Consider the following 19108-nt stretch of genomic DNA (forward strand, 5'->3'; position numbering starts at 1 on the left):
TGGATTCCATCCTGACACAATGTGATACAACAACGCAACAGGGATTTAACGACATGCAGACATTACAGACCACCAGCCTGCGGGTGAGTGAAAATCAGCTTTTTATTCTCGACCAGCAGGCCTTGCCGCAGGAAAAACGCTGGCTGGCGGCGGATAACGTTGCGCTGCTGGTGGACCATATTCACGCCCTGCGGGTGCGCGGCGCGCCGTTGATTGGCCTGTCCGCCAGCCTGCTGCTGGCCCTGCTGGCCCAGCGCGGCCTGTGCCGGGATGAACTCCAGCTGGCGCTGGAGACGCTGCGCGCGGCGCGGCCGACGGCGGTCAACCTGATGAATAATCTGGATCGCATGAAGCAGGTGCTGGCCCGGGAGGATTATCCGCAGGCGCTGGAAGCGGAAGCCTTGCGTCTGGTCGAAGAAGATAAACAGCTGTGCGACCGCATCGCTGAGGCGGGCAGTGCGCTGGTGAAGCCCGACAGTCGATTGCTGACCCACTGCAACACCGGTGGCCTGGCGACCGCCGGGGTAGGTACCGCCCTGGGGGTCATTGCGCTGGCGCATCAGCAGGGAAAAGTGGCCAGCGTGTGGGTCGATGAAACCCGGCCGCTGCTGCAGGGCGGTCGTTTAACCGCCTGGGAGCTGGGCGAGCTGGGCGTGCCCTATCAGCTGATCGCCGATTCAATGGCCGCCAGCCTGATGGCGCAAGGGAAGGTGGATGCGGTGTGGGTCGGCGCCGACCGCATCGCCGCCAACGGCGACGTGGCGAATAAAATCGGCACCTATTCCCTGGCGGTATTGGCCCATTACCACCAGATCCCGTTTTATGTCGCTGCGCCGCAGACGACCCTCGACCGCCATTGCCCGAACGGGGCGGCCATTCCCATTGAGCAGCGCGCCGCGGCCGAAGTGACCGGAGTGGCGGGCAGCTTTGGCGCGGTACAGTGGGCGCCGACCGGGGCCGCCGTGTACAATCCGGCGTTCGATGTCACGCCTGCTGGGCTGATAAACGGCTGGGTGCTGGACAGCGGGGTGGTCACCCCGGCGCAGGTCTCCGCCGGGGCGTTTGCGCCGGATAACGGATAACGGACGCCGTGCCGGGCCTGGAAAAAACGGCTTTCCCGGGCCCGGCAAACGCCGCTACGGCAGGACCATCGCTACCGTCGGGGCGGAGGGCCGATCGATACGCTGACCCAGCGCGGTGATGGCCGCCTGGAAGGGGCACAGCGTACCGACGTCGGTCTGACGGCAGCCCGGCTGACGCCACTCCTGACGCAGCATCGGGTGCTGCGCGTCCGGCGTCTGCAGACGACGCAGGTCGTCGAGGCCTTGCGCCTGGAAATAGACCCGCAGATAGCGTTCCCCGCTCTTCGCGTCGCGCCAGCGCTCCAGCACCAGGCTACTGCCCGGCGGGATATTCCCCCGGCTGTAGCCCGGCAGCTGCCAGCTAAAGTTCATCAGCGTGCGCACCATGGCGATGTTGGTGTCATGCGCCACCAGCAGCAGCCAGCGTACGTTCGGACTCGCCTCTGGTTTGACGCCGTCGAGCATGGCGTTGAGCAGCACCGACCCGCGTTTTTGCGCGGTATACAGCACGTCGTTACTCAGATCGTAGTTTTCCGTTAACAGCGGCAGCAGGGCCGTGATCTGACTGGCCTGGGCGATCTTGCCCCACGCCAGCTGGCTGAGAGGCAGGTTTTCACTCCAGCCGAGACGCAGCGTTTCCACCATATTGGCCATCACGCTCAGTCCGCTAATAGTGGTCTTCCCGCTTTTGCTCTGCTCGACCTGCCATGGGGTATCGAAGATAGGGCAGGGCTTATCGGCCTGGCAAACCGCCTGTTTCAATAGCTGGATAGTCGGCGCCAGCGCCTGCCGACGCTGCGCCAGATCCCCGGCCTTCTCTTTCACCGCCGCCAGCTGGCGGGCGGGGTCGGTTTGCGTGGCGGCGAACTTGTCGGTCTGAAACAGCGGATCGGCATCCCCGCTGACGTAATGGATAGCGACGCCACAGCCGGGGAAGGCGCCATCCACCAGCGCCTGGGCGGTCGCCCGCGTCCGCTGCAGCGGACTGGCGCGCACGTAAATCGACTCCGCCGTCGGGCATCCCGCCTGCAGCAGGCCGAGCTGGCGATAGTGCTGGCCTTCCTCACGCCCTTTGTTGACCACGGCGGCATAGCCATGACCGGTGAGCTCGCCGTCATGGGTGGTCCACTCGGTCCATGGGCGTCCGGTGGCGGCCTCGATGGCTTCCCGGTTGCCGGCCGTCGGCGGACGAATGCCGTGGCGGCTAAGCTCCACCACTTTTTCCAGCTGCCAGTCTGCGGCGGCGGCTGATTGCAGCGCCAGCAGCGGCAGCGCGCAGGCGATAAACAGGCGTAACAGCCCCTGATGTCTTGCAGGCATCATATCTTCTTCCTTAATTCGTTAATCGGTTATGAGGAGAACGAGGTCTGCCGTTCGACGGCATGGCGCCGGGCGACGATGGCGGCAGTGGTAAAACAGAGTAGCGCGGAACCCAGACCGGTACCCACCCAGAACAGCGCCAACGTGCTGAAATCATACAGCGTTTTGCCGTTCTCAAGGATAGCTGTTTTATCAATAATGATCCCGGTGAGAAACTCGCCCAGGCCGGCGCCGGCGTAGCTGGCGATGCCGATGGTGCCGAGCGCGGCCCCCGCCGCTTTGCGCGAGGAGATATCGACGGCGATCAGCCCGCCGAGGAAGCAGGTCAGAGCGCCAATGGTGGCCCCGAAGATAATCATCGCCAGAATATCAGTGTAATAATTGTGCGGCGACCAGAGCATCAGGGCGAAGCCGGCGGTGTTCAGCAGGCTGATAAAGCCGGCCATCACGCTGCGGTTGCGCGGGAAAAAGCGGTCGGAGAGCATGCCGGCAATGATGGTCCCGGCGATGCCGGCGATGGCGTTGACGCCGATAATCCCGGATGCCTCCAGCGTGGAATAGGCTTTATCCTGCTCGAGGAAGAAGATCCCCCAGGAGTTGACGGCGTAGCGGTCGATGTACATAAAGGCGGAGGCGAGGGCGAGGGTCCACAGCGCCGGGTTGCGCAGCGCCAGCAGCTGGTTTTTAAACACCGAGCCGCGGGCTTCGACCTCCTCCTGCGGTTCATCGCGGATGACGTTGATGGACGGGAAGCCGCTGCTCTGCGGCGAATCGTGCATGAACAGCACCAACAGCACCACGCCGGCGGCGCCGAGCGCGGCGGTGGACAGGTAGCCCATCTGCCAGCCAAACCCGGCGATCACCGCGGCGATCACCATATAGGTGACGGCCTCGCCGATATTATGCGCCGTCGACCAGATGCCATAGAAGGTGCCGCGCTCTTTAACGCCGTACCAGCGCGCCAGCGAGACCGCGCAGGGGCCGACGCCCATCGACTGCGCCCAGCCGTTGATCCCCCAGAAGATGGCCAGCAGCAGGGCGTTGGTGGTCATCCCCATCATCAGGTTCATCCCGGCGCTGAGCAATAAACCGAGGCTCATATAGCGCACCACGTTGGCGTGATCGGCGATAAAGCCATTGACCAGCTTGCCGATGGCGTAGCTGAAGAACAGAGTGGAGCCGATCATGCCGAGCTCCGTCGGGGTGATCCCCAACTCCACCAGCGCGCTTTTGGCGACGGTGAAGGATAACCGGCAGACGTAAAAGGTGACGTAAGCCAGGGTCATGGCGATAAAGGTTTGCCAGCGCACCCGGCGAAAACGCTGTTCATCAAACGCGGCGCCCGCTTTCGGCGGCGACGCCCGGAAAAAAGCGATAATTCCAGACATAGGTGGTTCTCCGCAGGTCGGAGGCCTGACTGATTGATGTGGTTCGTCCGTGAATGAAGTTATCGTTACTGTGTAGAGTACATAATCAGAAATAGCCTGACCCGTAAGGGTTAATGTAATGGTTGTGGGATCATCTTTTTCAGCTGCGGGTAGAGCGTTGAGCTGGCCAGCAGCAGCGGGTTGCCGCGCTGGATCCCCTCCTGCGCCAGAAAATCGTTGCTGGCGCCGCCCGCTTCGCGCATCAGCACCAGCCCCGGCAGGGCGTCCCACGGGTTCATGTGCGGCTCGTAGTAGCCAATCAACCGGCCTGCCGCCGCCCAGGCGCTCATCAGCGCGCCGGAGCCGTTGCGGATAAACATGCCGCCGTCGCTGAGCAGCGCCTGCAGAAACGGCAGAAAGTCCGCCGGGGTGACGCGATGCGAGGTGCCGACGCCCATCACTCCCTCCCTGACCGTCGCCGCGGGGTGCGGACGGATCGGGGCGTCATTGAGCCAGGCGCCATGACCCCGCAGGGCGTGAAACAGCTCGCGATGGTTGGGGTCGTAGACCACGCCGATGACCGGTTCGCCGTCGGCGACGATCGCCAGCGACAGGCACCAGGTGTGCAGGCCGTTGAGGAAACAGCTGGTGCCATCGATGGGGTCGACCACCCACAGCACTTGCGCGTCGGGCAGGCGGGCGCCGCTCTCTTCGCCGAGAAAGCCATCCTCCGGAAACGCGCTCTGAATACGCTGTTTCACAAAGGCCTCCACCCGCTTATCGGCCACGCTGACCACGTCCTGCAGGTCGTCGCCTTTATGGTCGACGGTCAGCGCTTCGCGTTGCTGATAGTATTCAAACGCCAGCTCAGCCCCTGCTTTCGCCAGCTCGCAGGCCAGGCGGTAGCGGGCCTGTAGCGCTTCTGATTCCTGAGATTGCATATTGACTCCCTATTTTGCACACGTGTGCATTTTGCGTGAAAAAAACAGCCCCGAAGGGCCGAATGAGTGTGGCCGGGTTTCGCAGAAGATTCTGTGATCGCTCCAGCATAAAATGATTTTTTCATTTCGCACTTTGACGAATAATTAATTTCACCGGCACTTCGCGATGGCGCGAGGGCAGGCTGAAGCGGGCGATCCGCGTCATTAACAGATCCACCGCGTGGTGGGCCAGCAGGGCGGTATTCTGCTGAATGGTGGTAAGCTGGTAGGGTTGCCAGTCCGCCTGCGGGATATCGTCAAAGCCGACGATGGCCGGCAGCGGGGCAGCGGCGTCCCGCAGGCCGTCCTGGGCGCCCAGCGCCAGCATATCGGTAGCGCAAAACAGCGCTTGCACCCCGGGGTTTTCAGCAACGATTTCTCTGGCAGCCTGGTAGCCAGCCTGATAGCCGCCGCCGTCGCAGAAGCGGCTGGTCACCGTCATGCCCGACGTCTGCGCGATGAAAGCGTCATAACGCTGGCGGGTGCTGAAGTTCTCGCGATTTTCGCCTATAAAGCCAACCTGCCGCCAGCCTCGACGACTGAACAAGTCCGCCACCAGCTTCGCCCCCTGGGCGTTATCGCTGCACACCCGGTCGCAGCCGGCGAGATCCGCATGACGGTTGATCAGGGTGACGGGGATCTTGCGCTCCAGATACTCTTCCGCCAGCGACAGCGGCGGCGCGCCGGAGGTGATGATCACCCCGGCGACGTGGTAGCTCAGCAGCTGCTTAAGCGAAGGGGCGAGCTGCTGCGGATCGTCAGCGTTCATCAGCAGCGGCATAAAGCCGTTGAGCGCCAGCTGATGGACCAGCGGCGCCAGCAGTTTGCTGCGAAACGGATTGTCGAAACCGGCGGTGACGATGCCGATAAAATTACTGCTGCCGGTGATCATCGTCCGGGCGATGATATTCACCTGATAGCCCAGAGCTTCCGCGGCGTTCAGCACCTTCTGCCGGGTCTTCTCCGACACCGAGGCGCCGGGGGTGAAGGTGCGGGAGACCGCCGAGCGCGAGACCCCGGCCAGTCTGGCCACGTCCTCGGCCTTAATCCATTTTTTATCGCTCATCGTCGTTTCGCGCCGTCTGTTTTCCAGGAAGCCAACGCCCGGACGGGCGTCGGTCACGCACACTGCCTGAAAAGGTATCACAGAAAGGCGCCGACGCGCAGCGCCTTGCGCCTTATGCCGGATAGCGGATGTGCTCCACCTCACGCTGCAAAATCACCTTGCCGTGGCGAATGGAGGTCAGCACCCGCGCCTGGCGGCGGACGGCCTCGTAGTCGTTTTCCGCATCGAGGATCAACAGGTTAGCCGGGCGGCCTTCGGCGAGGCCGTAGTTATCGCCCAGACAAAGCGCCCGGGCGCTGTTGTCGGTGACGAAGTCGAGACAGCGCTGTAGATCGTCATAGCCGAGCATATGGCAGATGTGCAGTCCGGCATCCAGAATGCGCAGGATATTGCCATTCCCCAGCGGATACCACGGATCCTGAATCGAGTCCTGAGCAAAGCAGACGTTGATGCCGGCGCGATCCAGCTCCGCCACCCGGGTGACGCCGCGCCGTTTCGGCCAGCTGTCAAACCGGCCCTGCAGATGAATGCTTTCGGTCGGGCAGGAGATAAAGTTGATCCCCGAGGCTTTCAGCAGGCGAAACAGCTTCGAACAGTAGGCGTTATCATAAGAGCCCATCGCGCAGGTGTGGCTGGCGGTGACCTGCGCCCCCATACCGCGCACCCGGGCCTCTTCCGCCAGCACTTCGAGGAAACGCGACTGCGGATCGTCGATTTCATCGCAGTGGACATCCACCAGGCGGCCGTAGCGCTGGGCGAGGTCCATCAAAAACATCACCGAGCTGACCCCTTTGTCGCGGGTATTCTCATAGTGCGGAATGCCGCCCACCACGTCGGCGCCCATCTCGATGGCGCGCGTCATCAGCTCCCGGCCGTTGGGATACGATTCGATCCCCTCCTGCGGAAAGGCGACAATCTGTAGATCGATGAGATCGGCGGCCTCTTGTTTCACCGCCAGCAGCGCCTGCAGGGCCGCCAGCGACGGGTCGGTGACATCCACATGGGTCCGGACGTGCTGAACGCCGAAATCGCGCAGCATGCCGATGGTTTTCAGCGCCCGCTGGCGGGTGTCCTCCGGGGTAATGCTCGCTTTGCGCTGGCTCCAGCGGGTGATGCCTTCAAACAGGGTGCCGCTGCGGTTCCACTCCGGCTCGCCTGCGGTAAGGGTGGCGTCAAGATGGATATGCGGCTCGACGAAGGGCGGGATCGCCAGCCGACCCTGGGCGTCGATATCCCCGGTGTCGGCGGTCCGCATCGCGGTTTGGGCGGTCATGCGGCGAATGATGCCGTCCTGCAGCTCAAGGGTAAACAGCGCCTCCTGGCGGCGCAGGCGGGCGTTAACAATTTTCATGGTTGGTCCTGTAAATGGTTTTGCGATAAACGCCAGATCACCAGCGCGACCGAGGCGTTGAGATGAAACTGAGGGTGGCTGACCGGGTAGCCGGTCAGTTTTTCAATACGCTGGATGCGCTGGTGCAGGGTGTTGCGATGGAGACCCAGCCGGTCGGCGGCTCGCACCACGTTGCCGTTCTCCTGCAGCAGCGTCTCGAGGGTCTCCAGCAGCAGCCACGGCGCTTTACGGCCTGGCTCGATCAGGCAGCCGAGGGTGTCGTGCATAAAATCGTTGAGCAGCGCCGGGTCGCTGACCGCGGACAGCAGTTTGATAAACCCCAGCTGCTGATAGTCGCTGATGCGCTGGGTCGGCCGCAGGGTATCGCACAGATCCAGCGCCTGGCGCGCCTGCGACAACGCCCGCGGGTAGCCCTGCAGCTGCCTGACCGGCGCCGAGAGGCCGCAGAGCAGCGACAAACGCTCTTCCCCCTCCGCCAGCGTCTGCAGCCACTGCTGCAGCCACTTTTTCTGCTGAAAGTCTTCCCCCTCCTCATCCGGCAACAGGAAAAGGAACATGTTGCTGCGTTCCAGAAGCGGGAAGGGGTTGCCCTGCTGGTTGAGCTGCTGCTGCAGCTGCTGGCGCACGCTGCGGTGGGCCTGCTGCAGCCAGGCTTCGGCCTGTTCGGGCGGGAACTGGCGAAACAGGCGGGACAGTCCCTCCAGGCGCAGCGCCGCCAGCCGCAGTGGGCGGGTAAAATCGAGCTGCTGGTGGAGGGCGCGCTGGTGAAGCATCTGCAGGTCCGGATAGTCGCCGGTGACCAGCTGCATCAGGATGTCGCGCTGCGACTGCAGGGCGTTTTCGCTGCGGACCAGCGCGGTGCCGACCCGCTCGGTGACAATCACCATCTTCAGCAGGTAGGGCTGCTCGATCAGCGGAATGCCCAGCTCGTCGGCAAGGGCGATCAGCGTGGCGGGAATGGCGTGGATATAGGCCTCGCCGGTGAGGATCACCATCCCGGCGATGCCGCGCTGTTTGCCCTCCATCAGCAGCTGGATCAGGTTGGCTTCATCCCGGGGATGGTTGATGCCGGTGATAAAGACCAGCTCGCCTCCCATGATCCACTCGGCGATATGCTCATTTTCCGCCACGTAGTACCAGCGTACCGCCCGCTGCAGCCCTTGCTTTCCCGCCCGCAAACGCAGGGCGGAGAGTCCCTCAAGGGCCAGCAGTTCGCTGACCGTCAGGCTCATGGCTCTTGCTCCGCGACGGCGGCAGGCTGACGTTTGCTGACCATGGTCAGGGCGATATAGACCAGCGCGGAGACGGTGATCCCCACCAGCGGCGCGATCCACGGTGACAGATAAGCCACCACCGCGCCGGCGGCGTAGGCGCCGAGTCCCAGCCAGTTAAAACGCGGCAGGCAGGCGTTCTGCAGCAGGGGATAGCGCCCGCCGCGGGCGAACCAGTAGTCGGCGAGAATCACCCCGCCGATGGGCGGGATAATGCTGCCCAGCAGCACAAGGAACGGGATCAGCATTTCGTACATTCCGCCAATGGCCAGCACAATGCCCACCCCGGCGGCGGCGAGGGTCAGCGTGCGGCGGCGTTCGCTGCGCAGCAGATGGCAGGCGGCGGCGGAGACGTTATAGATGGTGGGGCCCTGGATGGTCAGCAGATTGAGACACAGCATGATCACCGCGGCGACTGACAGCCCCTGCAGGATCAGCACTTCGACGATATCGGCCTGTTGATAAACGATGGCGCACCAGGCGCCGGCGACGATCATCAGCCCGTTGCCGATGAGGAAGCTGCCCATGCTGGCGAGAATGGCGGTCCGGCTGGAGTTGGCCAGCCGGGTCCAGTTTGTCGCCTGGGTGGCGCCGCTGGCGAAAGTGCCAAAGACCATGGTGATGGCCGCCGACCAGGTCATGGTGTCGCTCGGCGCAATGCGGGTCATCGCCTGCCAGCCGCCGGCGTGGTGCAGCGCCAGATACATGGAGACCACCAGCAGCACGAACATCAGCGGCACCGACAGGCGCGACAGCGCGTCCAGCCCCTTGTAGCCCACCAGCGCGGTGACGCAGAACAGAATGCCAAACAGCACCATCAGCGGCTGGGTCAGCGCCTCGGGCAGGGCGAGGATCTTCACCAGCGAGATAGCGACCGTGGCGGTCCCCCAGGCGTACCAGCCCAGCTCGGCAAAGCCAAGGATAAAATCGGCCAGCTTGCTGCCGATCTCCCCGAAGCAGAACCGGCCCATCAGCACCGTATTCAGGCCGCTGCGCGCGGCAATCCAGCCCAGCGATGCGGCATAGAGAGCCAGCAAGGCGTTGCCGATGACGGCTATCCACAGCAGATTAACGATGGAAAAGGAGACGCCGAGTTTGCCGCCGGCAAACATCGTGCCGGTGAAAAAGGTAAAACTGAATAACACCATGGCGATGGAAAATACGCCTTTACGTCCGGCGGTGGGCGCTTCGACGAGGGGAAAATCATTGCTGTTTGACATCCTGGAACCTCTGGCTGGGTTAGATGGGCGGTGATAGCCGGAAGTAGCAAGAGATGTGCCAGGAAAAACCGGGCATGAGGAATAGCGCATAGTGTGCAATGTGCACGGTTATTGAGGGATTCAGGAGGAGTAATGCCATTTTAGTGTGCATCCTGCCATGTTTTGCACCAGTCCGGGGCAGAGGAGGGCGGCGACGGCATGCCTGGCGCAGAAGGAGAATTTCAGCCAGCACAATCCGCCAGCGTTGTGGCGCCAGGCAGCAGGGGATCGTAGCGGATTCACTGCGGTTGGTTAAATTGCTGTGAATAAAGGTTATTTAATATGCATTTATGATATAACCATTTGTCTTATGTGTGTTTCCTGAAATATTGTTCCCTCCGGTTAGCGGTGTTAGTATCGGATAAATAGCCATTTAGACGGCTAAACAAATCATCGCTAACCTAAGGAACTGCTATGTGGCAAGAAAGACTCGCGCAACTGGTCACCACCTGTCATTGGATCGGCGCGAAAGGCTGGGCGCCGGCGACCGGCGGCAATATGTCGGTGCGTCAGGATGATACCTGGTGCTGGCTAAGCGAGTCGGGCCGCGATAAAGGCAGCCTGACGACCGAGGATTTTCTGCAGGTGGAGATCGCCACCAATCAGGCCCCTTCCGGACGGAAACCGTCGGCGGAGACCGGCCTGCACACCCTGGTCTACCGCCTGTTCCCGGAGGCCAACGTGGTGCTGCATGTGCATACCGTCAATGCCACCGTGCTGTCGCGCATCGAAAAAAGCGACACGCTGGCGCTGCAGGGGTATGAAATGCAGAAAACCCTCAGCGGGCAGCACAGCCATCTCGATACCGTTCCGGTCGCCATCTTCGATAACGATCAGGATATTGACGCCCTGGCGGCGCGGATTGCCGATTATGCGCAAACCCGCCCGCTGCGTTACGGCTTTCTGCTGCGCGGACATGGCCTGACCTGCTGGGGGAAAGATATTCAGGAGGCCCGCCGGCAACTGGAGGGGCTGGAGTTCCTGTTCGAGTGCGAGCTGATGCGCCGCCGCTACGAGCCCTGAACCGGAGCAGGTATGGATTTTTATCTTGGTATCGATATCGGCACCTCCCGGGTGAAAGCGGTGCTGTTTGATCAGCATTTCACCGCGCGCGCCAGCGCTGCGGAAAACACCTCCCCCCGCCTGTCGGCCAATGGCTACGCGGAACAGGATATGACCCAGCTGTGGCATTCGGTGCTGGCTATTCTGCGCCAGATTGCCCGCCACCCGGCGCTGCAGGAGGGGCGGCTGCGGGCCATCGGCCTCGCCGGGCAAGGGGAGGGGGTCTGGCTCAGCGATGCGCAGGGCGAACCGGTGGGGCCGGGGATCCTGTGGAGCGATACCCGCAGCCACGAGCTGATGAGCGAACTGCTGCGCCGGCCCGGTTTTGACCGCCGCTATTTCGCCGATACCGGCACCCACCTGCAGCCCTGCAATACCAGCCTGCAGCTGTACTGGCTGAAACAGTATCAGCCGGAGCGGCTGGCGGCCGCGCGCTATCTGTTTTTCGCCAAGGACTGGATCCGCTTTCGCCTGACCGGCGTGGCGGCGCTGGAGCTGACGGACGCCAGCAGCTCATTACTCAATCAGCAGAGCGGCAGCTGGTCCTCGGTGGTGATGAACGAGATGGGGCTGGACGAACTGCTGCCGCTGTTTCCCCCTCTGCTGGCCCCGGACGCTCCGGCCGGTACGCTGAGCGACGCGGTGGCGGCGCTGACCGGACTGCCCGCCGCGACGCCGGTGGCCGCCGGGGCGCTGGATGTCTGTAGCGCCGCGCTGGGCTGCGGCGCGGTCAACGAAGGGGATATCTACACGATCCTCGGCACCACCTGCTGTACCGGAATCGTTTGCCGCGGTCCGCAGACGGTGAACGAGGCGACGCGCTTCGTCACTCACACCGAAGCCGGGCAGGTGATCTCGCTGTTTCCGATGCAGGCCGGTACGCCAAACATTGACTGGCTGCAGCAGCATATTTCGCTGGACGCCGATCTGGGTCGGCTGGAGCAGGCGATCGCGGAGGTGGAGCCAGGCAGCGGCGGCGTCTTCTGGCAGCCGTATCTTAATGGCGAACGCGCGCCGTTTTACAGCCCTGACGCGCGGGCCGGCTTTATCGGCATTAGCCCGCACACCACCCGCGCCGAACTACAGCGCGCGGTGTTTGAAGGCCTGGCCTTCGCCATTGTCGATGCGCTGCAGGGTTATCCCCAGGGCGGCGAGCTGTATCTGACCGGCGGCGGCGCAGCCTCGGCCACCTGGCTGCAGATTATCGCCGACTGTACCGGGCGCACGGTGGTCTCCAGCGCCTTTAATGAACTAAGCGCGCGCGGTGCGGCGATTCTGGCGGCCCGCAGCGTCGCGGCGCTGGCCGAGACGCCTCCGCTGGCGCAGGCCCGCTATCAGCCGCGCCCTCAGGCGCATGCCCGCTACGCGGCGCTGTATCCCGTTTATCGCCTGCTGCGTGAGCAGATGCTGCCGGTATGGCAGGCCAGGCAGGCCGCTCTTCAACGTCTTTCTCAGGAAGTACAACCATGAAAATCGTTTTTACCGCCGAGCATGCTGGCGACCTTAGCGCCTTCCACCAGCTGGGTGAGCTGCTGGTGGAGGGGTGGGCGCTGGGCAAACCGAAACTCAGCGCCGGTCAGCTGATTGAGCTGGCCCACGACGCTGAGGTGCTGGTGACCAGCTATGATGAGGTGACGGATGCGGTGATGGCCGCCTGTCCGCGCCTGCAGGTGATCGCCTGTACCCGCGCGAATCCGGTGAATATTGATACCCAGGCCGCGCAGGCGCGCGGCATCCGGGTACTCTACACCCCGGGGCGCAATGCCGATGCCGCCGCGGAGCTGACGCTTGGCCTGATGCTCAGCCTGGCGCGCCATATTCCGCAATCCCATGCGGCGCTGAAGCGGGGGGAATTCACGCAGGCTGACAATGCCGCCGCCGCCACCCAGCAGGGGCTGCGCCGGGATGTGGTCTGGGACGTGAGTCCGGAAAGCCCCTATGAAGTGTTTAAGGGCAGTGAACTGCGCAATAAAACGCTGGGCCTGGTGGGGTATGGCAACATTGGCCGCCGGGTGGCGCGTATCGCCCGGGCGTTCGGTATGGCGGTGCGGGTGGTGGATCCGTTCGTCGCCGCAGAGGATATCAATGAGCCAGGGTTACAGAAAACGACCCTGGAGGCGCTGTTCCGAGAGGCGGATATCGTCAGCCTGCATCTGAGCAGCGGGCCGCACAGCGACGGGCTGGTGAATGCGGCGCTGTTAAACAGCATGAAGCCCGGCGCGCTGCTGATCAATACCTCCCGCGCGGCGGTGGTCGACGAAGCGGCGCTGATTGAGGCTCTGCGTCACGGCCCGTTGGGCGGCGCGGCGCTGGACGTGTATCATCGCGAACCGCTGTGGCGCGATCACCCTTTTGTCACCGAGTTCGATAACGTGATTATCACGCCGCATATCGCCGGGGCCACCCGGGAGAGTATCGCCAAACACACGGCGATGATTGCCGCCGATCTTCAGCGCTATGTCGCCGGGGAGCCGCTGCTGTACCAGTGGCGTTAAGCCGCTTGCGCCGCCGCGTCCTGCAGCGGCTTGGGTCCAACGTCAGGGGCGATGGGCCGCCATAAAAGCCTGGGTCTGTTCCCAGTCTACCACCCCGGCATCCGAGCCCATCCCGGTCGCCACCAGCGCGGCCACCGCCGAGGCGACGTCGCACGCCGCTTTCACGCTGAGCCCGCGCGCCAGCGCGGCAATAAACCCGCCGCAGTAGCTGTCGCCGCAGCCGGTGGTATCCACCGCCTCGACGGGCCACGGCGCAATATGCTCCAGCGCGCCATCGCGGCCGATAAGCCAGGAGCCGTTCTCGCCGTCTTTCAGAATGCAGGTGCCCACGCCCAGCGCGAAGAAAAAGCGGGCGATGGCCTCCGGCTGCGTCTCCCCGGAGAGAAAGGCGGCTTCCTCCAGCGAAGGCATAAAATAATCCACCGACGGCAGCAGGGGCCGCAGCAGTTCCAGGGTGTGTTCATTCGGCGCGATAAGGTCAAAGCTGGTGGTGACTCCACGCGCTTTGGCCGCCTGCAGCAGCCGTGCGCTCTGTCCCTGGTCCATTGCCGCCAGCAGTCCGCTCCCGCCGTGATGCAGGAAGCGACAGTCAAGGACGGCGTCAAATTCCGCTTCACTGACGAACAGGGCGTCAGACGCGCCCCGGCAGTGCAGGGCCGGACGTTCGCCGTTGGGGCGAATCGGCAGGATCGTCGCCGAGGTCTCCTTCAGCGCGGTGCGCTGGATAAGCGAGCAGTCAATGCCCAGCCGGGCATAGCTGGCGAGGATAAAGTCGGCCTTTTCATCTTCGCCCAGGCAGGCCACCGCCGCGGTGCGGATCCCGAGCTTCGCGGCGTTAATATTAGCCCCCGCAGCGGTGCCGGCGGGGTTGAGGCGAATTTGCTCAATAAAAGCGACGCCACCGCGCGGCGGGATCGCCACCACCGGGCGCCCGGCAATATCCAGAATAGTCAGGCCGACAAATACGGCGTCAAAGGTTGCCATCGTTCTCCCGTTTAGCGATGCGTTTGGCGCAGACGCGCCTGCCAGAAGGATAGGGCGAGGGCCACCACCAGAATCACGCCGACCAGCGCGTCCTTCACCAGATAATTGAGGCCCATCAGGTTCAGACCATTATCAATAATGGCGAGGAACAGCACGCCGCCGAGGGTGCCGGCGATGCTGACCCGGCCCAGACGGTTAAAGGCGGTGCCGATAAACACCGCCGCAATGGCGTCCATCAGGTAAGACTGCCCGGCCAGCGGGGTAAATTGCCGCAGGTTGGCGGAGAGGATCACCCCGCCGACGGCGCAGAGGGCTGAGGCGGCCACCAGCACGCCGAGCATGGTCAGGCGATCGCGGATCCCGGCGATGCGCGCCGCTTCGCTGTTCTGACCGATAGCGCGGATATATTTGCCCCACAGGGTGCGCTCGGTCACCAGCCAGGCCGCCAGCCACAGCGCCAGCACGATCGCTACCGGCGTGGGGATCCCGCCAAGGTTACCCACCGCCAGGTCGTGATACTCGGGAGCCATTCGCCGATAGGCTATCGCGCCGCCGCCATCGGTATAGATACGTTCGGCGCTGCTGGCGATAAACCAGGTGCCGAGGGTGGCGAGGAAGGGGCGGATCCGGCAGATGAGGATCAGAAAGGCATTGAGCAGACCAATCAGCACCCCGCCGAGCAGGGCGCAGCCCACCGCCGCCTGCCACGGCAGATGCCAGGTTTTCAGGGCGACGAGGGCGAAGGCGGCGCCGAAATCGAGCGCGACGCCCACCGACAGGTCAATCGCCCCGGCGCTGACAATCAGGGTCATCGCCATCGCCACAATCAGCAGGATCGCGCTGCCCTGCAGCAGGTTGGCCCAGTTATCCACGGTTAAAAATACTGGATTCGCCCAGCCGAACAGGGCGATGGCCAGCAGGGTGATGATGCCGAATCCGGCCCGCGACAGCCAGGCCAGCGGGCTGCTGGCCGTCTGTTCCGCGGTAGCTGGAGTTTTCAGGGTGATTTGGCTCATGCCTCGCCTCCTTTGTGTCTGACCGCCGATGCCGCGAGCACCACCAGGATCAGGCCGCCTTTAATGGCGCCCATCCAGAAGATATTGACCCCCAGCAGGCCGAGCCCGTTAGAGAGGGCGTTAACCAGAATCGCTCCCAGCAGCGCGCCCCAGATGGTGACCACCCGACGGCGCGAGAAGGCGGCGCCGATAAAGGTCGCCAGCACGGTTTCCAGCAGCAGCGGCGTGGCCGTTCCGCTGGAGCTGCCGGAGCCCTGGCTGAGCAGCGGCAGAATAGCCAGCCCGGCGGCGATGCCGGCTAACAGCCAGACCTGCAGGGTTAAGCGGCGCACGTTCAGGCCGCTCATCTGCGCCATATCGCGATTACCGCCCACCGCCTGCACATGCTGGCCGAAGCGGGAGTGATGGAGCAGGAACTGGAACAGGATAAACACCCCCAGCAGATAGATAAGCGGCCAGGGCAGGCCCAGCACGCTGTTATCGCGGAAGGCGACCATCAGCGGATCGCTGACCGCGATGCGCCGCTGTCCGGTCAGCAGGTCCGTCAGGCCGGTAAACGCCACGGAGGTCGAGAGGGTAGCCAGCAGCGGCGGCAGGCCGGCCGCCAGCACCAGGAAGCCGTTGATCGCCCCGCAGAGCAGGCAAACCGCCGCCAGCAGCGCCAGCAGCAGGAGATACGGCGTGTGCCATTCGGCCAGCCCGAGGCTGAGCAGCGCGACGCCGAGCACCGCCGTCGCCGGCAGGGAGAGGTCGATGCCGCCGGAGACCACGTCATCTCCGCCCACGGCGATGACGCAGACCAGGCCGAAACAGAGGATCGCCAGCGGAACGCTCTGGACCAGCATCAGGCTGATATTTTGCCAGCTGAGGAAGTAGGGCGACTGCACGCTCAGCCACACCAGCAGCGCCAGAAACAGGATCAGGGGGAATTTTTCAATCAGCGTCGCCAGGCCCGGACGGCCGCGACGCTGGATAGCGGTACTCATGGTGAAGGCTCCTGTCCGCCGTTGATCGCCACCAGCAGGGCGTCGAGGGTCAGCCCGCGGGTGGGCAGATTGGCCGCCAGCGCGCCGCGCCAGAGGACGAGGATCCGGTCGCATAGTCCGAGCAGTTCGGGGGCGTCGCTGGAGGAGACCAGCACCGCCCGCCCTTTATCGGCCAGCTGGCGCGTACGTTGATAAATATCGCGGCGGGCGCCGATATCAACCCCGAGGGTGGGTTCATCGAGAATAAACAGCCGGGCATCGGTGCCGAGCCAGCGGGCGAGGATCGCTTTTTGCTGGTTGCCGCCGCTCATGTAGCGTACCGGCAGCGCCGGGCGTCCCGGACGGATCGCCAGCTGTTCTATCCAGTCGCGCGCTTTCTGCTCGGCGATCCCCCGCCGCTCCCAGCCAAAGGTGGCGGTCTCCGGCAGCGAGGCGAGATTAATATTGTCGGCGGTGGTGAAGGAGAGGATAAGCCCCTGATGGCGGCGGTCGCGCGGGACCAGCGCCATTCCGGCGCGGATCGCCTGCTTTGGCGTACGGATACGTCGCGGCAGGCCGTCGAGATGGATAGTGCCGCGCTCCGCCGGGCGCAAGCCGTAGAGTAAGTCCACCAGCACATCGCGCCCGGCGCCGAGCAGGCCGGCGACGCCGACGATCTCCCCCGGGTGAATATCAAAAGAGAGATCCTGCAGCTGCCGTCCGTCGCTCAGCTGGCGCACCGAGAGCAGCGGAGCCGCTCCGTTGTCTGCCGCCGGGCGCTGGCGCGGGGTATACAGCTGGTCGATTTCCCGGCCGACCATCATGGCGATCAGCGCCTCGGTATTCTGCAGCAGGTCGCGGTCGGGATAACCGACCACTTCCCCGTTGCGCAGCACAGTGCCACGGTCGCAGAGGCTGGCTATCTCATTGAGATAGTGGGAAATATACAGAATGGCAATGCCCTGGTCGCGCAGGCGCAGGATGGCGGAGGTGACCAGACTGGCCTCCTGGGCCTCGAGGGGGGCGGTGGGCTCGTCGAACACCACAAGCCGCGCCGCGCCGTCGATCAGCGCGCGGGCAATCTGCACCAGCTTGCGCTCGGCCAGGCTCAGGTCTCGCACCAGACGTTCGGGGTCGATCGCCAACTGCCAGTTTTGCTGGAAAAATTGCGCCGTGGCGGCCTTCATCCGTCGGCGATCCAGCGCCCCCCAGCGGGTGCGATACTCCTGGCCCAGAAACACCGATTCCGCGACGGTAAAGTGCGGGATCAGGTTGAGCTCCTGGTGGATAACGCGGATGCCGGCGGCTTCGATGGCTGCCGGGTTGCCGAGGGGCAGCGGGCGACCGTCGAGGGTCGCGCTGCCGCTGTCGGCCTGATAAACGCCGGCGAGGATCTTGATCAGCGTCGATTTACCGGCGCCGTTCTCGCCAATCAGGCCATGAATCTCCCCCGGATTGAGGCGCAGGGTAACCGCATTAAGCGCCATTACGCTGGCAAAACGTTTGCCGATCTGGTCCATGACCAGACCCGCGGCGGGGCGCTCCCCGCCAGGGTGTTGATTTATCACTGCAGTTCGCCGTATCCCAACTGTTTATACACCGCTTTCGCTTCCTGCGGACCTTTCACCGGTATCACCGGGATAAAGGTTTGCACCGGCAGTTTCTGACCGGCAAAGTAGCGGGCCACGTTGTCGGCGGAGGTCTGGCCGATCAGATGCGGCTGCTGCGCGACGTTAGCCACGAAGGGACTGCCGGGCTCCGCCATGATCTCCAGCGTTTCCGGACCGGCGTCGATGGCCGTCACTTTCACGTCCTTATCACGGCCGGTCTCTTCCAGCGCCTGGACGATACCGATGGCCGGTTGATCCCAGCAGGCGACATGGATGGCGTCCAGTTTGCCTTTCGGATACTGGCTGAGTAATTCGAGGGTTTTCTTCCGCGCGTCTTCCGGCGAGTTGGCGAACTGTTCCGCGAGCTCGGGCTGGATAATATGAATATCCGGGTAATCCTTAAGGACATATTTCCACTGATCGTAACGAATTCCGCAAATACGCAGCGCGCTGGAGAACGCGTTAAATACAGCGACGTTGCCTTTACCGCCTAATTCGTCCGCCATGTAGCGACCGATGGTGGAGCCCAGAGTGTAGTTATCGGAGGTGGTATTATTGACCGAATATTGTGAAACATGATCCACGGTGAATACCGGGATACCAGCATCACGTAATGCTTTAAATTTGGGTTCGACGGCGCTGTCGCCGAGAATACTAATTACCGCATCCACCTTGCGTGACAGTAAAATATCGTGATTATTGGCATGAACCTGATTATCCCGGCCGCCATCGACGCCAATGACTTTGCCTCCCAGTTTCTCCACTTCCTCTGTCGCGCCTTTAAAAGCTTCGCGATCCCAGAAATGCTGGGTGCCTACTACGGCAACGCCAATGGTTTTTCCCTGTAAGGAGAGGGTATCAGCGCCAGTGACGCTCAGCGAGGCAAGGGAAAGCAGTCCCAGCGCGGCAGGCAATAATTTTCTCTTCTGCGACATTGTTATTATGATCCTGTGATGAAGGTGGTTGCGGACCGGTAGCATGACAAGAAGCACCTCGCCACCTCAAATACAAAATAAGTCTAAGTTATGCCGGCAATGTTATATCGCGGAAACGCCAGAGAAAAATTTATTTTGTCATGAAGAACCTGAAAATATTTCATGATGGCGGATAGGCCTTTTTATTTTGTGGTTTTATTTTTGGCTTGTTCCGTGTTTATTTAGCAGATAAAGACAATTTTCTGTTTATTATGAGTGTATGGGAAATACGGCATCTACAGAGAAAAAGAGAAGATTGCGCGGGCTAAAGCTTTTTTTAGCAGCGCAATGTCTGGCCGGGTAAGC

Annotated in this window: 16 protein-coding genes; 4 read left to right on the plus strand and 12 right to left on the minus strand. The window is 62.9% G+C overall.

All coding sequences use genetic code 11. The annotated features are described in order from the left end of the window. Window positions 1-53: 53 nt before the first annotated feature. Window positions 54-1082 (plus strand): S-methyl-5-thioribose-1-phosphate isomerase, encoded by a 1029-nt coding sequence (gene mtnA / locus KHQ24_RS03825; RefSeq protein ID WP_064187580.1) that lies wholly within the window; start codon window positions 54-56, stop codon window positions 1080-1082. Between the two features lie 54 nt (window positions 1083-1136). On the opposite strand, the gene KHQ24_RS03830 is transcribed toward mtnA, so the two are convergent. The 7 genes from KHQ24_RS03830 to codB form a co-directional block, all read right to left on the minus strand. Next, window positions 1137-2405 (minus strand): histidine phosphatase family protein, encoded by a 1269-nt coding sequence (locus KHQ24_RS03830; RefSeq protein WP_004885793.1) that lies wholly within the window; start codon window positions 2403-2405, stop codon window positions 1137-1139. A 26-nt stretch (window positions 2406-2431) separates the two neighbouring features. Further along, entirely contained in the window at window positions 2432-3790 is a 1359-nt protein-coding gene (locus KHQ24_RS03835) for an MFS transporter (protein WP_023319949.1), read from the minus strand. Window positions 3791-3900: 110 nt separating this feature from the next. Further along, complete coding sequence (locus KHQ24_RS03840; RefSeq protein WP_017899069.1) at window positions 3901-4710, minus strand: inositol monophosphatase family protein; 810 nt, start codon at window positions 4708-4710, stop codon at window positions 3901-3903. 121 nt (window positions 4711-4831) lie between these two features. Further along, window positions 4832-5782: a LacI family DNA-binding transcriptional regulator gene (locus KHQ24_RS03845; protein WP_074194126.1), complete on the minus strand. Its 951-nt coding sequence runs from the start codon at window positions 5780-5782 to the stop codon at window positions 4832-4834. Window positions 5783-5927: 145 nt separating this feature from the next. After that, window positions 5928-7166 carry a cytosine deaminase gene (codA, locus tag KHQ24_RS03850; protein WP_004885802.1) on the minus strand — a complete coding sequence of 413 codons (1239 nt, stop codon included), beginning with the start codon at window positions 7164-7166 and terminating at the stop codon, window positions 5928-5930. Continuing rightward, window positions 7163-8398: a PucR family transcriptional regulator gene (locus tag KHQ24_RS03855; protein WP_004885804.1), complete on the minus strand. Its 1236-nt coding sequence runs from the start codon at window positions 8396-8398 to the stop codon at window positions 7163-7165. Before KHQ24_RS03855 ends, codA begins: the two co-directional genes overlap by 4 nt. Next, window positions 8395-9657: a cytosine permease gene (gene codB / locus KHQ24_RS03860; RefSeq protein WP_053810651.1), complete on the minus strand. Its 1263-nt coding sequence runs from the start codon at window positions 9655-9657 to the stop codon at window positions 8395-8397. Before codB ends, KHQ24_RS03855 begins: the two co-directional genes overlap by 4 nt. A 453-nt stretch (window positions 9658-10110) precedes the next feature. Here codB and KHQ24_RS03865 point away from each other — a divergent pair, with 453 nt between their 5' ends. The 3 genes from KHQ24_RS03865 to KHQ24_RS03875 are packed head-to-tail and all read left to right on the plus strand — an operon-like array spanning window position 10111 to window position 13253. Next, window positions 10111-10719 (plus strand): methylthioribulose 1-phosphate dehydratase, encoded by a 609-nt coding sequence (locus tag KHQ24_RS03865; RefSeq protein ID WP_008805607.1) that lies wholly within the window; start codon window positions 10111-10113, stop codon window positions 10717-10719. A gap of 12 nt (window positions 10720-10731) precedes the next feature. Next, complete coding sequence (locus KHQ24_RS03870) at window positions 10732-12228, plus strand: FGGY-family carbohydrate kinase (RefSeq protein ID WP_064178065.1); 1497 nt, start codon at window positions 10732-10734, stop codon at window positions 12226-12228. Continuing rightward, window positions 12225-13253, plus strand: coding sequence for a 2-hydroxyacid dehydrogenase (locus tag KHQ24_RS03875; protein WP_004885809.1), 1029 nt, complete (start codon window positions 12225-12227; stop codon window positions 13251-13253). Before KHQ24_RS03870 ends, KHQ24_RS03875 begins: the two co-directional genes overlap by 4 nt. A 42-nt stretch (window positions 13254-13295) precedes the next feature. On the opposite strand, the gene KHQ24_RS03880 is transcribed toward KHQ24_RS03875, so the two are convergent. From KHQ24_RS03880 to KHQ24_RS03900, 5 genes are read right to left on the minus strand one after another with little or no spacing between them, the layout of a single operon-like run. After that, a complete protein-coding gene (locus tag KHQ24_RS03880) occupies window positions 13296-14237 on the minus strand; it encodes a carbohydrate kinase family protein (protein ID WP_064178066.1) in 942 nt (313 codons plus the stop codon). 11 nt (window positions 14238-14248) lie between these two features. Further along, window positions 14249-15253: an ABC transporter permease gene (locus tag KHQ24_RS03885; RefSeq protein ID WP_043521666.1), complete on the minus strand. Its 1005-nt coding sequence runs from the start codon at window positions 15251-15253 to the stop codon at window positions 14249-14251. Next, window positions 15250-16239, minus strand: a complete 990-nt coding sequence (locus tag KHQ24_RS03890) for an ABC transporter permease (RefSeq protein ID WP_050887528.1) — start codon at window positions 16237-16239, stop codon at window positions 15250-15252. Before KHQ24_RS03890 ends, KHQ24_RS03885 begins: the two co-directional genes overlap by 4 nt. Beyond that, entirely contained in the window at window positions 16236-17738 is a 1503-nt protein-coding gene (locus KHQ24_RS03895) for a sugar ABC transporter ATP-binding protein (RefSeq protein ID WP_074195349.1), read from the minus strand. Before KHQ24_RS03895 ends, KHQ24_RS03890 begins: the two co-directional genes overlap by 4 nt. A gap of 44 nt (window positions 17739-17782) precedes the next feature. Continuing rightward, complete coding sequence (locus tag KHQ24_RS03900; protein WP_043521659.1) at window positions 17783-18763, minus strand: sugar ABC transporter substrate-binding protein; 981 nt, start codon at window positions 18761-18763, stop codon at window positions 17783-17785. Window positions 18764-19108 lie beyond the last annotated feature (345 nt).

Source organism: Klebsiella sp. 54 (assembly GCF_018223875.1).
In the GTDB taxonomy this organism is placed as follows: domain Bacteria; phylum Pseudomonadota; class Gammaproteobacteria; order Enterobacterales; family Enterobacteriaceae; genus Klebsiella; species Klebsiella quasipneumoniae.